Genomic DNA, 15,378 nt, shown 5'->3' with positions numbered 1-15,378 from the left:
TAAACCACTTTTACAGATTTATTTTAGCTGAATAACCTGTTTTAAAGATTTACGTCTGCATGCCTATACTGTCTCTGTTTACACAGGAGATCCCGGCATGAACGATAAAATATTTACCCTGCATAACGGAGCGCGCCCGCTGAGCGCGCTGAGCAGCCCGAAAGAGGCTATACGTCAGTTCACGCCTAACTGGTTCGCCGCGACCATGGGGACCGGTATCCTGTCGCTGTCTCTGGCGCAGTTCCCCTGGCCGGTTCCGGGATTACGCCTCGTCGCCGAGGGGCTCTGGATGTTTAACATCCTGCTGTTCAGCGTCTTTGCCGTGATGTATCTGGCGCGCTGGGTGATGTACTTCGGTGAGGCAAAGCGCATCTTTGGCCATTCAACGGTGTCCATGTTCTTTGGCACCATCCCGATGGGCATGGCGACCATCATCAACGGGCTGCTGGCGTTCGGTCTTCCCCGCTGGGGCGCAGACGTTATTCCGGTGGCACACGCCCTGTGGTGGCTGGACGTGGCGATGTCGCTGCTGTGCGGCGTGTGTATTCCCTACATGATGTTTACCCGGCAGCAGCACAGCATTGACCAGATGACGGCCGTCTGGTTACTGCCGGTTGTGGCTGCCGAGGTCGCGGCGGTCAGCGGCGGCCTGCTGGCGCCGCACATTGCCGACACCCACGCGCAGCTCGGCATCATTATTACCAGCTACGTGTTGTGGGCGTACTCTGTGCCGGTGGCGCTGAGCATCCTTGCCATCCTTCTGCTGCGTATGGCGCTGCACAAGCTGCCACACGAGAGTATGGCGGCCTCAAGCTGGCTGGCGCTGGGGCCGATTGGCACCGGCTCGCTCGGCATGCTGGTCATCGGTGGCGATGCGCCCGGGGTGTTTGCCGCGGCGGGTATGCCGGAAATCGGTCACATCGCGCAGGGCGTGGGGTTCGTTGCCGGCATTCTCTTCTGGGGCTGCGGCCTGTGGTGGATGCTGCTGGCCACGCTGATAACCGTGCGATACTTCCGTGAAGGCATTCCGTTCAACCTGGGATGGTGGGGATTTACCTTCCCGCTGGGCGTGTACACCGTGGCCACGCTGAAGCTGTCTACACTCGTTGAACTGGCGTTCTTTAAAGGCTTCGGGGCGCTTCTTGTTGTCATGTTGGCCGCCATGTGGCTGCTGGTCGCAGTGAAGACGGTGCGCGGTGCATGGAGCGGTAAACTCTTTGTTTCCCCCTGCCTGGCAGGCCTGGACCGGAAGCCGTGAGTGAAACCTGCACGTCGCTGCTGGACCCGTTTTTACGCGAGGAACGCCTCGCGGCGGTCACCGCGCCGCACGTGGCCGCGCTGAATCGCTGGGTCAGCGGGCAGAATCAGGCCGGTGTGGAGGTGCCGTGGTTTGATCCGGCCGACGGTGGGGCCGGGGCCGGGCTGCTCGTGCTGCTGCAGTCACCGGCGCGCAGCAGCCCGTCACCCCGGTTCGTGTCGCGTGATAACCCGGGGCCGGCCCAGCAGAATCTGGGGCGGTTTCTGGCGGAAGCGGGCATTGCGCGTCAGGACAGCGTGCTGTGGAATACGGTGCCCTGGGTCAGCGACGGGCCGCAGAAACGGCCCTCAGCGGTGGATATCCGTACCGGCTGCGCCTGGCTTGAGGACGTGCTGGCGCATCTGCCCGCGCTGCGCGTGGTGGTGCTGGCCGGTGCCGTAGCGGCGCAGTCCCGCGGGACGGTCAGTCACCTGCGCCCCGGCGTCACGGTGCTGGTGATGCCGCATCCCAGCCCGCTGTCGCTCTGCACGAGTCCGGCGGTGCCGGAAAACATCCGCCGGGTGCTCCGCGAGGCACGCGCTGCGCTGGCGGGCTGAGGGCGCCAGCAGAATAATACTGACAGGTTTTCCGTCTGGTTCTATACTCAGAGTACAGGGTGATGGCGTTCCACCTTTCCCAACCGCTCCGTTCCGGAGCTGATGACGCCTGATGTGACTCTTGATTTTCAGGAGGTGCGTCAGGCCGTCCATACTTTCTTCCCGGCCTGCGTACTTCCCTTTATGGGGAGAGACCCTTGATACACGTTTTTGGCCACATCAATCCTGACAGCGACGCCATCTGCACGGCCGTCGTCACCGCGCACTGGCTGACCGGGCGCGGCATGGACGCCCGTGCATGGCGTCTCGGCGAGGCTAACCGCGAAACCCGTTTTATATTTAACGCCGCCGGCCTTACGCTGCCGCCGCTGCTCGCATTTCCGCTGCAGGATGAACGGGTCTGGCTGGTTGATTTCACCGAACCGGCGCAGGGGCCTGATGACCTGCTCCGGAGCAACGTCGTGGGCATCACTGACCACCACCGGCTGGGTGGGCTGATAACGCAACTGCCGCCGGAAGTACATATTCGTCCGGTTGGCAGCAGCGCCACGCTGCTCTGGCTGCTGATGGACGCGGAAGCGCGCCGCACGCTGCCCCCGACGCTCGCCGTGCTTCTGCTGGGCGCACTCCTCAGTGACACCGTGAATCTTCGCTCGCCGACCACCACCGAAGACGATATCCGTTCGGCCACCGAACTGGGCGTGCTGTCCGGCGTAAACCGCAGGGCCTTCGCCCGTGACCTTCTCACCGCCAAAACAGACGTCACCGGCCTCAGCGCACAGCAGCTGCTGGACAGGGACCTCAAGGCCTTCGTCATTGCCGGCACCGACGTGCGTATTGCCCAGATTGAAGTCAGCTCACCGACACAGGTTGCCCCCGTGATGGACGACCTGCTCGCAGCCCTGGCGTATCTGGCAGACCAGTCGGGAGCTGGCCTGGCGGTGCTGATGCTGACCGACATTCGCGCCGGGTTTTCAACGCTTTACTTCGCCGGGCGGGAGAGCGTTAACGCGGCCTCCTGCTCCGTACCGGGCATGCTCAGCCGCAAAAAGCAGCTTCTGCCGTGGCTTGAGTCCCGCCTTAACCAGAACGGGAGTTCATTATGACCTGCTACACCCACGCACTGATTCTTGTGAACGATAAAGACGACGGCACCCTCCTGCTGAAGCGCGCGGTTGCGCTGGCGCAGCCGCTCGGCATGAAAATCACCCTGGCCCACATCAGCGACGATTACAGGGAGATGAACTATGTGTCCGACAGCCTGATGGACGACGTCGTGTCGGACGAGGTGGTTAAAGCCAAGGCGTTTCTGAGCGAGCTGGCGGCCTCCGTGCCTGAGGAGGTCGATACGCGGGAGCTGGTCACCATGCGCCGTTTTGAGGACGTGGAGAAGTGCATCGCGGAGCTGGGCGTGGACCTCGTGCTTGCCGGGCACCGCAACCGCTTTATGGGCATGCTCACCTCCCACTCGGCGGACTACATCAACCACCTTACGGTGGATGTGCTTATCACTCACCTGACTGACTGAACCGGGAGAAATACCATGCGTTTTACACTGGATAACGTGACCGCCCGGGAAATTCTTGACTCGCGCGGCAACCCCACGGTTGAAGTCGAAGCCCGGACCGCGGACGGGATGATGGCGCGCGCCTCGGTGCCTTCCGGGGCCAGCACCGGGTCGCGCGAGGCCGCAGAGCGCCGCGACGGTGACGCACACCGTTTTGGCGGCAAAGGCGTTCTGGATGCCGTCAGGGCGGTTAATACGGAAATCTGCCAGGCCGTGCGCGGCAGCGACGTGCGCGAGCAGCGTCAGCTGGACAACATCATGCTGGCGCTGGACGGCACGGAGAACAAGAGTCGCCTGGGTGCCAATGCCATTCTGGGCGTGTCGCTGGCGGTGGCCCGGCTGGCGGCTCAGGCCTCGCACGAGCCGCTGTGGCGCTACCTGGGGGGCCTGCAGGCGAACCTGCTGCCCGTGCCGTGCATGAACATCATCAACGGCGGCGTGCACGCCCGCGGTCAGGGCGCGGACTTCCAGGAGTTTATGATAGCCCCGCACGGCGCGCCCACGCTGCGCGAGGCCGTACGTCAGGGCAGCGAGGTCTATCAGGCGCTGCGCCAGATCCTGCTGGACAAAAACCTCTCGGCGGCAGTGGGAGACGAAGGCGGCTTTGCGCCCGCCGTGTCGTCGAACCGCGACCCGCTGGCGTTTATCGTACAGGCGATTGAGAAGGCGGGATACCGGCCCGGAGAGGACATCAGCATCTGCATGGACCCCGCCTCAAGTGAGTTTTACGCTGACGGTCAGTATCATCTGCGCACCGAGGGCAGCGCGCTGAGCGCGGCGGAAATGACGGCGTACTACGGCGAGCTGATGGACCAGTTTCCGGTCATCCTGCTGGAAGACGGCCTGGCCGAGGACGACTGGGCGGGCTGGAAGCATCTGCACCAGCAGCTCGCGGGCCGGGCCGAGCTGGTTGGCGACGACCTTTTTGTCACCAACGTGAAGTACATTCAGCGCGGCATAGACGAAAACCTCGCCAGCGCCGCGCTGATTAAGCTCAATCAGATAGGCTCGCTCAGCGAAACGCTGGACGCCGTGGCGCTCTGCCAGCGGCACGGCTGGGGCGCGTTCATGTCCCACCGCAGCGGGGAAACCACGGACACGTTCCTTGCCGACCTGACGGTGGCACTGCGCGCGGGACACCTGAAAACCGGCGCGCCGTGCCGCGGCGAACGCGTGGAAAAGTACAACCAGCTGATGCGCATCGAGCAGGCGCTGGGTGACGATGCGCACTACGCGGGGCTTCATGCGTTTGTGCGCCGCACGTAAAGCATCCGCCGGACGGTCCGCGCCCGGCACGGGAGCACTGCCTGTGGCACCAGCAACGCTGATCCTCCTGCGCCACGGCGAAAGCCAGTGGAACCGGGAAAACCGATTTACCGGATGGACGGACGTGCCGCTGACGGACCGGGGGCGGCAGGAGGCCGACCGGGCCGGTGACGCGCTGCGGGCAGCGGGCCTGATGCCCGACCGGGTCTTCACCTCGGTGATGACGCGCTGTGTTCATACGGTCTGGCGGGTGCTGGACCGTATTGACCGCAGCTGGACGCCCGTGGAAAAAAACTGGCGGCTGAACGAGCGGCACTACGGTGCGCTGCAGGGGCTGAACAAGGACGCGGCTGCCCGGCTGATGGGCGCAGAGACCGTCCGGCTCTGGCGCAAAAGCTTCAGCGGTATTCCTCCCGCGGACACGGAGGCGCCGGCTCAGCTGCGTCGGGACCCGCGCTACCGCCGCGTTGCGCTGGCCGACCTGCCTGCAACGGAAAGCCTGGAAATGACCCTGCGTCGCGTCATGCCGTACTGGCACCACGTTGTGGTGCCACAGCTGCGCTGCGGAAGTACCGTTCTGATCGTGGCGCACGGCAACACGCTGCGCGCCCTGACCGCCTTTCTGGACGGCATGCCCCACGACAGCGTGGCACAGCTGCATATCCCGACCGGCGTGCCGGCGGTATACCAGATGGATGCGGCCGCACAGGTCGTGTCCCGTGATGCTCTGAATATAAAAAAATAACAGGAGTGAACGTGAATCAGCTTTTTGCCGTCATCACCGGCGGTGCTTTAGGGTGTGTAATCCGCTGGCAGCTGGGCGCACGCCTGAACGCGCTTTTTCCGGACCTGCCGCCGGGGACGCTGCTGGTCAACCTGCTGGGTGGATTTATCATCGGGGCGGCGCTGGCGTATTTTCTGCGCCATCCCGGCCTCGATCCGGCCTGGCGGCTGCTCATTACCACCGGGCTGTGTGGCGGAATGACGACCTTCTCCACATTTTCAGCTGAGGTTTTTGCCCTGCTGCAGTCCGGCAGCTATGCCTGGGCAGCCGCCTCGGTGCTGATACACGTGCTGGGTTCGCTGGTCATGACGGCGGCCGGATTTTATATCATGACGCTGTGTGGTTAACCCGGACCGTACGGCCTTTAATCCAGGGGATACCTCAGTGCAGCGACCGCTGCACTGAGGTCTGACCCGACAGGGTTTACGCCTGTAATGCTTCCCCTAAATCCGGGACACTGTCGAGACAGAGTTTCAGGTCTGCCTGTTCTGGTAAAGGTCCCAGCGATTACCATAGAGGTCCTCAAACACGACAACCATTCCGTATTCTTCCTCCCGCGGCTCCTGACAGAAGTGGACGCCTTTTGCCTTCATAGCATTGTAATCGCGCCAGAAGTCGTCGGTCTGCAGAAACAGAAAAACCCGCCCGCCGCACTGGTTGCCGATAAAGCCTTCCTGCCGGTCATTCGACGCGCGGGCAAGAAGAATAGCACAGTCGCTGTCAGGGGCCGGCGTCACGACGACCCAGCGCTTACCCGGCTGCGGCGTGTCCTCAATCAGGGTAAAGCCCAGCTTATCGGTGTAGTACTCAATTGCACGATCGTAGTCATCGACAACGACAGCCACATACCCCATACATCGCTTCTGTTTTCTCATCTGCTGCTCCATCAGTTACGGCATCACGCCCACTATAATCAAATTTATATCAATACGACGTTCGGTCGTCTGTACTGATTCTGCACCGATACCCTCAGGCCGGACATTGTAGGCATCTGATCCGTCAGGATTGTGGCCCCGGTCTTGTGAGAGCATGCCCAACCTTTTCAGCATCCTGCTCCAGTATGGCTCTCTCATCGGGAGTGAGCGGAACCTCTTCGAGGTAACGCCGGATGGATGCTTTACTCTCCAGTATCAGCCCGCGCGCGCTGTCTTTAAGCAGGTTGAAATCGCAGCCGATGCAGGCCATCCGGTGCTGACAGCTGCTCCAGAAGGGATTTGTGCAGTATGAGTCACCCAAATCATAGTACGTCGCGGGGCCTGTCAGGCTGGCGGCGTCAGGGTCGTGATCAATCAGCACGCTTATCATGTGAGCGACCCTGTCTGCTTTGGCGAACGAGGCGGCCAGCTGAGTCGGACGGATACGAATATAATGCATGGTGGACTGGGGCGTTGAATGCCCGGTCCACTGCATCAGTTCATACAGCGACATGCCCTGTGGGACGCTGGCCAGTGCCGTCACCGCTGAGGCCCGTCCCCGGTGGCTGGTTATCATTCCGCCGCTGTCTTCTGAGGGCACGCCCGCCCTCGCGCAGAGCATCGGTATTACCGTGCGGTTGAGGATAGCGCTGCCGGCAGGCTTACCGCGGTACTGAAACAGAAGCCGGACTTTCTCACCCGTCCGATCGTCGGCCAACATTGCCTGTTCTGCCGGGCGCTCATCCAGCCAGAGATCGACGTATTTTTTCACCACGGCTGCTACCGGCTTAACAAAGGCTTTTGAGGTTTTTCCGGCAGGGATATGCAGGTAGCACAGCGTTCCGGCCGGGATAATGCTGCCGTCCTCCTTCACTATTTCATCCGCCTGCGGCGTGATGCATCCTGTCGTCAGACGGAGCAACTCGTTTTTCCGCAGCCCTGCATGGGTCCAGATAACGGCCATCGCCTGCAGCATGGCCAGCGGATAGTGTATTTCAGTGAGCAGGTCTTCCTGACGCAGATTGAGGCTGGCCCAGATGAGCTTCAGCCAGACCGGATCGTCGATCACCCGGGGATTGACCCCACGGCGGAAAAGGGGCGTATCGGGCGTGGAGAGATGACGGGCAGGGCTGAAACGCAGGCGTCCCCAGCCCCAGTTTTCGTAATCAATCATAAAACGGCGCAATGAATAGATAAAATTCGCCCTGGAATGCGGCATCATGGGCTCGCCGGAGCGCACCGATTTGCGGATGCCCCTTTCAGTGCCCAGCTGAAGATCATCCACATTCATCCGGCCTACCGCCGCGATAAAGCTGGCGCAGGTTTCCATCGTCCAGTCAGCCGGTTCTCTTACCTCCGGATGCGCTTCTGCCAGCCAGAGGCCGCATCGCAGAATAAAACTGTACAGGCTTTCGCAGGAGCGGGGCCTGAGCACCGACGTTTCCCGCCAGCGACGGCACCAGTGTACCCAGGCCGGATCGATGCCTTCCACCGGCTTTTCATACCACTGCGTGTAGTTTCGCATCCTCATTGGGGTGCTGATAATGCCCAGCGCGGCGAGCGCATGTGAAACGCGACCGACATAGCGGGAAGTCCCTGCCTCCATGCCGGACTGGACCTGCCAGAGCAGTTCCGGCGTAAATGACTCAAGCCGGGGATCCCTGTTCACGATCATCAGCGTGGCCAGTATGCCAGAGACATGATTTTTCTGGCTGGCAGGGGCATATCCCAGCGACGTCAGCGTATCGGTAAGTCGTTGCAGCTCCTGGTGATAAAAAGCCTGGCCAAAGATAGCTGAGGCATACAGGGCGGGTTTCCGGATATCGGGCAGGCTGAGCGGGTCATGCAAATCAGCAAGATGCCAGGCAAAAGCGGCTATTAACGGCCGGCCATCACGGACTTCCCGGCAGAGTGTCTGCCAGCGTTCCTGCGACCAGCACCAGCAGGGTATGCCGGTTACATGCATTTCACGCAGCAATCTGGTTATTACAAGTCTGGTGATTTTTCTGCCGCATCCGCTTGCGGCGGCAATATCCGCCAGCGGTCTGATAAGGTCTGGTACGGGATCCATGCGTGACATACCGGACCGGCTGTGAGAGCTGGCCAGCGCCACCTGTTCAGCGGAACTCAGTGACGTTTCAAGCCGGTATGCAGTCATGTCGAACGGACGCCAGTTGCATTCAATCGGTCTTTGAGTGCTCATGCTATTTCTCCGCGCTGAAAATGAGGTTCGCCATTCTGAGATCTGCCGTTTCTATCGCGCCCGCCATCCTGGCGGCGAGATCCCGCCCGGAAAGGTGGATGTAAATCTGGGTAGTGGCCAGGTCGCGGTGTCCCGCATAGGTAGCCAGCTCGTGCAGCTTCCAGCCTGCGCGCGCCAGATGTGTGAGGCGCAGGTGGCGGAAGGTATGGGTTGAGATATCCGGTAGCCCTGAAATCAGTGCCCATTCCCGTACCGTTTTGCTCCAGGTCCAGAATGAGAGCGGTGCGCCCTGATTACGATCCGACTCAGAACGAAACAGGGCACCTCTGATGATTCCTGCCCGCTTCATCTGCATAAGGTGGGCCGCCAGCACGGGTGCAACGGCCGGGCTGTAACAGACGATACGCTCCCGCCGGCTCTTCGTGGTTTCTGCCCGGATACGGATAAGCCGGTGTGCAAAGTCGAGGTCTTCGAGACTCAGGGAGGTAATTTCAGATCGCCGCAGCGCACCGTAGTAGGTTAGTGCCAGCATCAGGCGGTCACGCAGCGGGGACGAGGCCGCATGAAAAAGAAAAGACTGCCACTGTGCATCGTCAGGGATCCGTGGCAGCTTCACGACGCGGGGGACCAAGCCCCTGCCAGAACTCAGCGTGCCGGGCGTGCCGGAGCGGGGCAGCGGATTTATCAGACAGAGATCCTGGTACATCAGAAAGTCATACCAGAGACGGATTGCCGACAGGCGCAGCTGAAGCGTGGCGCTGGCCACGGGGAACGACATTCCGGGTAACTGAGGGCTGATGTAGGCGGCCAGATCTTCAAACCGGGCCTTATCAGGTTTAATTCCGTTCTGACTGCAGAACGAAAAATAATGGTTTAAGGCATTACGGTAGGCTGAGAGTGTGGCCTGAGCCCTGCCAAGATCTGATAAAAGCTTCAGCCAGCGCTCTACCAGTAACAGAGCATGTTCATCCGGTGGAATCAGCATCGTGTTCTCCTCTGACAGCAATATCGCTGCTCAAAGTTTACTCACTCAATGTTGCATTCCACATAACTTACTATCTCAGCCAGCGCGTGATGACAGCCCTGGAAGAACTGACACCCCGTGTTGAACAGTACAGCATTGATGAAATGTTCCTCGACCTGACGGGCATTAACGGCTGCGAAGATTATGAACATTTTGGCCGCCGCCTCAGAACACATGTGATGAATACCACCGGGCTGGTTATTGGCGTTGGTATGGGGCCGACCAAAACGCTGGCGAAGTCAGCACAGTGGGCCAGCAAGGAGTGGCCACAGTTTCGGGGCGTGCTCGCGCTTACGCCAGACAACCCAAAGCGCACCGCTACTCTTCTGGAAAATCAGCCTGTGGAAGAAATCTGGGGGGTGGGACGTCGCATCGGCAAACGCCTGAATCTGATGGGTATCCATAATGCGCTACAGCTGGCACGCGCCCACCCTGCCCTCATCCGGAAAAACTTTAACGTGGTTCTGGAGAGAACCGTACGCGAACTGAACGGCGAATCCTGTATTCCGCTTGAGGAACTGCCCCCTGCCAAACAACAAATTTGCTGCTCCCGCTCTTTTGGTGAGCGCATCACCTCAAAGGTCGCCATGCAGCAGGCGCTGTGCCTGTACGCGACAAGAGCGGCCGAAAAGCTCCGGGGCGAGCGGCAGTTCTGCCGGCGTGTCAGCGTGTTTATTCGCACCTCGCCGCATGCGGTCAACGAGGTGTTTTACGGAAACAGCGCCGGAGAAAAGCTCAGCCTGCCCACCCAGGATACGCGGGACATTATTGACGTGGCCATGCGATCGCTCGATCGCATCTGGCTCGAAGGTCGCCGGTACATGAAAGCGGGCATCATGCTCGATGACTTTACTCCGGACGGAGTGAGTCAGCTCAATCTCTTTGATGACAGGCAGCCACGAAAGAACAGTGTGCAGCTCATGAAAGTGCTGGACGGCATTAATCAGTCCGGGCTGGGAAACGTGTGGTTTGCAGGACAGGGCGTGAATACCGAATGGAACATGAAGCGGGAGATGCTCAGTCCAGCCTGGACCACACGCTGGTCTGACATTCCTGTTGCACGCGTATTATAGCCGGGCAGGCAAACGGGAGTTCGCCTGTTTTTTTCTCAGGAACCTGTATCGGAAACGCTTTCTCAGACAGGCCCTGATGCCAGCCATAACGTCCCTGTTTTGCGTGACTCACAGGGGCATCGCTCGCCGTTACTCGCCGAAAAATGCGTCAGGCGCAGTACGCTGACGCACCGGGAAATCAGCATCACTCAGAGGGTAAAATCAACGTGCTCACCGCCAGGCATATTGACGCCAATTGTCAGCTGACCGCCAAGCGCCTCAACATAACGTTTGAGCGTGGCAATTTTGAGATCTTCACCGCGCCCTTCAATAGCCGCAACAGAAGGCTGTGCAATACCCATGGCTTCAGCCTGCTGCTTTTGGGTTTTCGACAGCGCCTCGCGCAGTTTATACAGCTGAGAATCAAGTCGCATTGCCGCGACTTTTTCATGAACCTGAGTGAGTTCATCAGGTGTCAGATCAGCCATCAGGTCATCAAGCGTTTTCATTTCCCGCTCCGTTTCAGTTGGTCCAGATGTCGGTGGTACTCATTTTCCGCTGTTTTAATCATGGTCTTGTAGAAGCGCTTTTCATCTGCGCCTTCTTTATTACCCGCACACAGGACAATCGCTTTACGCATGGGGTCAAACACAAAGAACCCTCTTACGGGCCGCCCGTTGCTCTGTACCCTCAGTTCTTTCATGTTCGGGATTTTTGAGCCGTAAAGCGTATCCACATGCGGCCGGCCAAGATGCGGACCTTCCTGCTTCAGAAGGTTCAGTGCGGCAAGCACATCCAGCTGCATCGCCCTGTCCTGCTCTCTGAGCCATTCCGCGAATAAATCCGTGGTTTCAACGATCCACACACGCCCACCTTTATATATTACAGTCTATACAGCATATATATCACAGTCTATTTTTTCAATACTGCGCTCTGTCTGCTATACCAAAATCCTTTATCGCCAGGTTTTCATATCCGCGCAGGTGGCAGGCTGTATAAATGCAATATGCCGGACATCAGCCAGACTGAATACGCTCAGGGTAAGCGTCAGGCCCCGGCCTGCTAAACACGGTGCCTGCCATGAACACAGAACCCTCAGATTGATTCTTTACCCTGCGGCGCGTCATTAAGTCCGTCATGACTTTCTTCGTTGAGGTAGCTGATCTCACTCTGATCGATACCGGACAGCAGATGCGCCAGCGTTTTACGGCCGCGGGGCAGGCGTGAAGCCGGTGTCAGTGACACTGTCTCACCCTCAACGGTGACGTTAAGCCGGATACCAGGCGTCCAGCCGGCACGGACAGCCACATCATCCGGAACCGTGATGACTAGGATACCGTTCTGTTGATGTAATATCAGGTCTGCCATATTTCCTCCCCTCCTCCGCTTAGAAAAAGCGTTTGCCGACAGGCAAGCGGCATTTGACTTTACTGTGAGGTTTGCTAAAGCCGGTTTCAGACAGTAACAAGACGCTGTCAATAGCTGTATGCCTGTCCGTTAACGTGATCTGTAGACACAGCGCAATTCTTTCCAATACCGAAAACATGCGGACTGGTTAAGTGAATGTCTCGTTAATCATTATGGAAGGGAATTTCATGTTTACGACACCATTCTGGCCTGCTGCTGATTCATATCACATTCATATGATGGATATTCCGCTGCCAGACTCACTTTCTCCGGCTGTGCTGGACCTTATCCATCAGGCTACCCGGCTTGCCGATGCAGCAAATCATATTCATCCGGTTGCCACGCGAACCGGTACCACTCTGCTTCAGTCCGTTGAAGAAAAGCTCAGCATTATCTGTTTTAAGCTCGCCCGGGAATTTACTGACCCGGACACCCGAAAAGCATTGCAACTACGCGCTGATGTGCTTTCCGATCCCCGTACCGCCGGCGAACTGCTCCCGCAGATAGCCGGTCTTGATGAACAGGAACTGGTGCAGGGTATTGGTTATATGTCGACATGGGTGGGTAAATCCAGGGCACAGCATTATTCCGCATGGTTTGGATTACCTAATCGCGGCCTGCAGGAGGTTTCCGATGTGGTGGACGACCTTTTTTCAGATAACCTGGCCTGGCTGCAGCGCCATATTGATGCGCGGCTGATTGCTCTGCCCGGCTGCCGTTACAAAATCGTTGATCTGTTTGCGATTGCCGGTGAAGCCAACAGCTATCCCAAACACTTTGCTTATTTCTTCCCTGAAGACGAAGGCGTCAAGTACGCACCTCAAAAACGCACCATCGTATTTGCAAATACGTATCTTAACCTGTTCGAACGCTTCGCCCGAACCCAGGCCTCTCTGCTCGGCTGGCAACAAAACGTTATTCCGGAAAGCAGCATCTGTGCCCGTCACCTGATTGCGTGGTTCAGAGGTCACGATTTGGGGCATTCCATTGTCATTGAAAAAATGAGGTTCGGCAGCCTGAGCAAGCAGGACCGGTGGGGATCCATGGTCATCCAGGAGGCGCTGGCTGACGTGTTTGGCCTGCTGATGTGCCTCACAGAGGATACCCGACAGGCACTGCAGCTGGATGAAACGCATCAGCTGAGGGTGTTTCTTCTGGAGATGCTTCGGTATCTGCGTCGTGGTCCCTGCGACTATCCCGATGCCGGGGCGGCGTATATTCAGCTTAAATGGCTGACGGAACATCAGTGCCTGTACTGGAATGGAACCCACTATGAAGTGGATCTCGCCGCGGTTAAACCGGCTTTAACCGCGCTGGCCAGTGCGATGACTTGCTCCGTTCTTCAGGGTGATACCGGAAAAGCCGGGGAGTTCCTGCAACGTTATTCACCGCATCATCAGCGTGAAGAAGCTGCAATGCTGCTCAACCGGCTTGGCAAAACGGTCGACATGATTGAATACGACCAGAAGATAAAAGGTTTTCTATTATGATCGAATTCTCAAACGGCTTTTTACTGAGTTTATCGCTGTGTCTCGATATCGGCATTGCCAATATCGCCATGATTACTCTTGCCATGCAGCGCGGGTATTTCCATGGGTTCTGGCTGGGTATGGGCACCTGCGTCGGTGACCTGGCCTATGCATTACTGGCGCTGGCAGGCATGGCAGTGCTGCTTCAGTATGAAGTGGTCCGCTGGGTGCTGTGGATAGGCGGTGGCGCCCTTCTGTTATGGTTTGCCGGTAAAATGCTGGTGGCCGCATACCGAAAGGCAGCAGAACTTAATGTCAGCGAATCTCACCAGGCTCGCCCGCTCCTGCGGGAGTTCGGACGGGGTGTTGTACTAGCCATGTCCTCGCCCACAGCCATCTTGTGGTTTGCCACCGTGGGCGGTGCGCTGATTTCGCGGATGGGTCATCATAGCCTGACTGGTACATCGTGGTTTCTGAGCGGGTTCTTTATAGCGGGTATGTTCTGGACATGCGTGCTTTGCCTTGTCGGGAGCTTCGGCGGCAGGATGCTGGGTCAGCGGCTGCTTAAATATTCCTACATCGCCTCGGCCCTTATCTTCAGCTATTTTGCGCTCTATGTGATTGTGTCAGGATACCGGGAATTTATGGTGGCCTGAGCAGACCTGCGAAGCATAGTGATGGGGCGTCGTCCCCATTACTTTTCGAAAGGCATTAATGAAATGACTCTGATCGTAAAAACCCAGCATTATTGCCGCATCAAGCGGATGAACGTTTCTGCGAAGTAAGTCGCGAGCGTGATGCAGGCGAAGCTGCATATGGTACTGCAGGGGCGGCATACCCGTATGTCGGGTAAAGAAGCGCACAAGATGATATTTACTCAGCCCCGCCATCTGCGCAAGCCTATCCAGCTGGGGTTTTACGCTGAGATTTTCTTTCAGGTATTCAATCACAACGTTGAGCCTCTGTTCGTCATTGCTCTGCAGAAATGCCGGGGTCTCCAGCAGTTCGCCGCACAGCAACATCAGCTCCTGCTCTTCATTTGCCCCTTCACCTTCGCGCGCGGAAGCCGCAAACCGGTACAGCGCATTAAACAGTCGTCTGTTTTCAATAATGCCTTCGCGCAGAACGGGCGCATGGCTGTCGCTGCGTATATTATCCTCATCAGCCAGCAGTTTCATAACGCTCTGAGGCATGTGCACGCTGATAAAATCAACGGACTGACTGTCAAAACGCGACGCCTGAATGGTCCCCGGATTATATAAAGTCACCTGCCCACTCTTAACGTACGCGGTTTTACCTGCCAGCCAGATTTCCTCCACACCTGTCAGGTTGGCGCTAATGACGTACTCATCATGAAGATGTTTTGGGAAGCCAGCATTACAGGCACTGACGCGGGAGCATTCCACGCCGTTACGGCTAAACCACTCTGCAGACTGTAGCGACAAAATAACGGGCCTTATGCAGTAATAGTGAATGATTATTAACGTTTACTAAACCATTCCCCGCCGCTTTTTTCAACTCTCCGCGGCAAAGCTTTCACGGTGCCTGAACGTCCAGGAGACTGACCAGCATCTTTGCGGGGAATGCTGAGTCGGTATTTTACGTTCGATATTTCTTTCCTTTAATCTTTATAAAAGAGGGCAGGGCAAAGCCCAGCTTTCAGCGATGAATTTGGCATGTGAACAGGTGAAAACAAAAGGTGGTGTGCACATGCGTTCATCTGCAGCCTGACAGCAGGCATTCTCTCCCTGGCTGCGTGACTATCTGACAGCCAATCCAATTACAGGTGCTGCAATACAGTCAGCGCCCCCCTATGCCGGGGCGGTCGCCTTTGCGAA

General features: G+C 58.0%; 16 protein-coding genes, 1 pseudogene and 1 riboswitch. Of the genes and pseudogenes, 10 read left to right on the top strand and 7 right to left on the bottom strand.

Annotation, left to right across the window (positions count from 1 at the left end):
• The first annotated feature begins 97 nt into the window (after window positions 1-97).
• The 7 genes from D8B20_RS21125 to crcB all read left to right on the top strand — a co-directional run bounded on the left by D8B20_RS21125 (window position 98) and on the right by crcB (window position 5,818).
• Window positions 98-1,258 (top strand): TDT family transporter, encoded by a 1,161-nt coding sequence (locus D8B20_RS21125; RefSeq protein ID WP_145891997.1) that lies wholly within the window; start codon window positions 98-100, stop codon window positions 1,256-1,258.
• On the top strand, window positions 1,255-1,854 hold the full coding sequence (locus D8B20_RS21120) for a uracil-DNA glycosylase family protein (protein WP_145891995.1): 600 nt from the start codon (window positions 1,255-1,257) through the stop codon (window positions 1,852-1,854). Before D8B20_RS21125 ends, D8B20_RS21120 begins: the two co-directional genes overlap by 4 nt.
• Window positions 1,855-1,903: 49 nt before the next feature.
• A riboswitch (Fluoride riboswitch) is annotated at window positions 1,904-1,973 on the top strand.
• 78 nt (window positions 1,974-2,051) lie between these two features.
• On the top strand, window positions 2,052-2,960 hold the full coding sequence (locus D8B20_RS21115) for a DHHA2 domain-containing protein (RefSeq protein ID WP_141496958.1): 909 nt from the start codon (window positions 2,052-2,054) through the stop codon (window positions 2,958-2,960).
• Window positions 2,957-3,382: a universal stress protein gene (locus tag D8B20_RS21110; protein ID WP_145891993.1), complete on the top strand. Its 426-nt coding sequence runs from the start codon at window positions 2,957-2,959 to the stop codon at window positions 3,380-3,382. The genes D8B20_RS21115 and D8B20_RS21110 overlap by 4 nt, the downstream gene beginning before the upstream one ends.
• Window positions 3,383-3,397: 15 nt before the next feature.
• Complete coding sequence (gene eno / locus D8B20_RS21105; protein WP_145891991.1) at window positions 3,398-4,687, top strand: phosphopyruvate hydratase; 1,290 nt, start codon at window positions 3,398-3,400, stop codon at window positions 4,685-4,687.
• Window positions 4,688-4,730: 43 nt separating this feature from the next.
• The gene (locus tag D8B20_RS21100; protein ID WP_145891989.1) at window positions 4,731-5,432 is read left to right on the top strand and encodes a 2,3-bisphosphoglycerate-dependent phosphoglycerate mutase; all 702 of its coding nucleotides are present in this window, start codon (window positions 4,731-4,733) and stop codon (window positions 5,430-5,432) included.
• Between the two features lie 11 nt (window positions 5,433-5,443).
• Window positions 5,444-5,818, top strand: a complete 375-nt coding sequence (gene crcB, locus D8B20_RS21095; protein ID WP_181444804.1) for a fluoride efflux transporter CrcB — start codon at window positions 5,444-5,446, stop codon at window positions 5,816-5,818.
• Between the two features lie 126 nt (window positions 5,819-5,944).
• On the opposite strand, the gene D8B20_RS21090 is transcribed toward crcB, so the two are convergent.
• The 3 genes from D8B20_RS21090 to D8B20_RS21080 all read right to left on the bottom strand — a co-directional run bounded on the left by D8B20_RS21090 (window position 5,945) and on the right by D8B20_RS21080 (window position 9,573).
• Window positions 5,945-6,346, bottom strand: a complete 402-nt coding sequence (locus tag D8B20_RS21090; protein WP_145891987.1) for a VOC family protein — start codon at window positions 6,344-6,346, stop codon at window positions 5,945-5,947.
• 124 nt (window positions 6,347-6,470) lie between these two features.
• Entirely contained in the window at window positions 6,471-8,588 is a 2,118-nt protein-coding gene (locus tag D8B20_RS21085) for a tyrosine-type recombinase/integrase (protein ID WP_141496963.1), read from the bottom strand.
• A 1-nt stretch (window position 8,589) separates the two neighbouring features.
• Window positions 8,590-9,573: a tyrosine-type recombinase/integrase gene (locus D8B20_RS21080; RefSeq protein WP_141496964.1), complete on the bottom strand. Its 984-nt coding sequence runs from the start codon at window positions 9,571-9,573 to the stop codon at window positions 8,590-8,592.
• A 74-nt stretch (window positions 9,574-9,647) separates the two neighbouring features.
• Between D8B20_RS21080 and umuC the strand changes: the two are divergent.
• Window positions 9,648-10,685 (top strand): annotated as a pseudogene (gene umuC, locus D8B20_RS21075) (translesion error-prone DNA polymerase V subunit UmuC); the annotation flags it as partial.
• Window positions 10,686-10,873: 188 nt separating this feature from the next.
• On the opposite strand, the gene D8B20_RS21070 reads toward umuC, so the two are convergent.
• From D8B20_RS21070 to D8B20_RS21060, 3 genes are all read right to left on the bottom strand, one after another.
• Window positions 10,874-11,173 carry an XRE family transcriptional regulator gene (locus D8B20_RS21070; RefSeq protein WP_065647948.1) on the bottom strand — a complete coding sequence of 100 codons (300 nt, stop codon included), beginning with the start codon at window positions 11,171-11,173 and terminating at the stop codon, window positions 10,874-10,876.
• Window positions 11,170-11,529, bottom strand: a complete 360-nt coding sequence (locus D8B20_RS21065) for a type II toxin-antitoxin system RelE/ParE family toxin (RefSeq protein ID WP_065647947.1) — start codon at window positions 11,527-11,529, stop codon at window positions 11,170-11,172. Before D8B20_RS21065 ends, D8B20_RS21070 begins: the two co-directional genes overlap by 4 nt.
• A 230-nt stretch (window positions 11,530-11,759) precedes the next feature.
• A complete protein-coding gene (locus tag D8B20_RS21060; RefSeq protein ID WP_104189439.1) occupies window positions 11,760-12,032 on the bottom strand; it encodes an AbrB/MazE/SpoVT family DNA-binding domain-containing protein in 273 nt (90 codons plus the stop codon).
• 227 nt (window positions 12,033-12,259) lie between these two features.
• On the opposite strand from D8B20_RS21060, the gene D8B20_RS21055 reads away from it, so the two are divergent.
• Together D8B20_RS21055 and D8B20_RS21050 are read left to right on the top strand one after the other, a co-directional pair.
• On the top strand, window positions 12,260-13,561 hold the full coding sequence (locus tag D8B20_RS21055; protein WP_145891985.1) for a DUF8614 domain-containing protein: 1,302 nt from the start codon (window positions 12,260-12,262) through the stop codon (window positions 13,559-13,561).
• Window positions 13,558-14,196: a LysE family translocator gene (locus D8B20_RS21050; RefSeq protein ID WP_065647944.1), complete on the top strand. Its 639-nt coding sequence runs from the start codon at window positions 13,558-13,560 to the stop codon at window positions 14,194-14,196. The genes D8B20_RS21055 and D8B20_RS21050 overlap by 4 nt, the downstream gene beginning before the upstream one ends.
• Here D8B20_RS21050 and D8B20_RS21045 read toward each other — a convergent pair.
• The gene (locus D8B20_RS21045) at window positions 14,167-14,985 is read right to left on the bottom strand and encodes a helix-turn-helix transcriptional regulator (protein ID WP_145891983.1); all 819 of its coding nucleotides are present in this window, start codon (window positions 14,983-14,985) and stop codon (window positions 14,167-14,169) included. The two genes, D8B20_RS21050 and D8B20_RS21045, sit on opposite strands and share 30 nt — an antisense overlap.
• Window positions 14,986-15,378 lie beyond the last annotated feature (393 nt).

It is taken from the genome of Candidatus Pantoea soli (genome assembly GCF_007833795.1).
Classification (GTDB): Bacteria; Pseudomonadota; Gammaproteobacteria; order Enterobacterales; family Enterobacteriaceae; genus Pantoea; species Pantoea soli.
Note: the sequence above shows the minus strand (reverse complement) of the source record. Positions and strands in the feature narration are given on the sequence as shown.

Excerpts from the sequence above, each read along its gene's own strand:
- D8B20_RS21125 (WP_145891997.1), top strand. The coding sequence starts at position 98 with ATGAACGATAAAATATTTACCCTGCATAACGGAGCGCGCCCGCTGAGC.
- D8B20_RS21110 (WP_145891993.1), top strand. The coding sequence starts at position 2,957 with ATGACCTGCTACACCCACGCACTGATTCTTGTGAACGATAAAGACGAC.
- eno (WP_145891991.1), top strand. The coding sequence starts at position 3,398 with ATGCGTTTTACACTGGATAACGTGACCGCCCGGGAAATTCTTGACTCG.
- D8B20_RS21090 (WP_145891987.1), bottom strand. The coding sequence starts at position 6,346 with ATGAGAAAACAGAAGCGATGTATGGGGTATGTGGCTGTCGTTGTCGAT.
- D8B20_RS21085 (WP_141496963.1), bottom strand. The coding sequence starts at position 8,588 with ATGAGCACTCAAAGACCGATTGAATGCAACTGGCGTCCGTTCGACATG.
- D8B20_RS21080 (WP_141496964.1), bottom strand. The coding sequence starts at position 9,573 with ATGCTGATTCCACCGGATGAACATGCTCTGTTACTGGTAGAGCGCTGG.
- D8B20_RS21070 (WP_065647948.1), bottom strand. The coding sequence starts at position 11,173 with ATGAAAACGCTTGATGACCTGATGGCTGATCTGACACCTGATGAACTC.
- D8B20_RS21060 (WP_104189439.1), bottom strand. The coding sequence starts at position 12,032 with ATGGCAGACCTGATATTACATCAACAGAACGGTATCCTAGTCATCACG.
- D8B20_RS21055 (WP_145891985.1), top strand. The coding sequence starts at position 12,260 with ATGTTTACGACACCATTCTGGCCTGCTGCTGATTCATATCACATTCAT.
- D8B20_RS21050 (WP_065647944.1), top strand. The coding sequence starts at position 13,558 with ATGATCGAATTCTCAAACGGCTTTTTACTGAGTTTATCGCTGTGTCTC.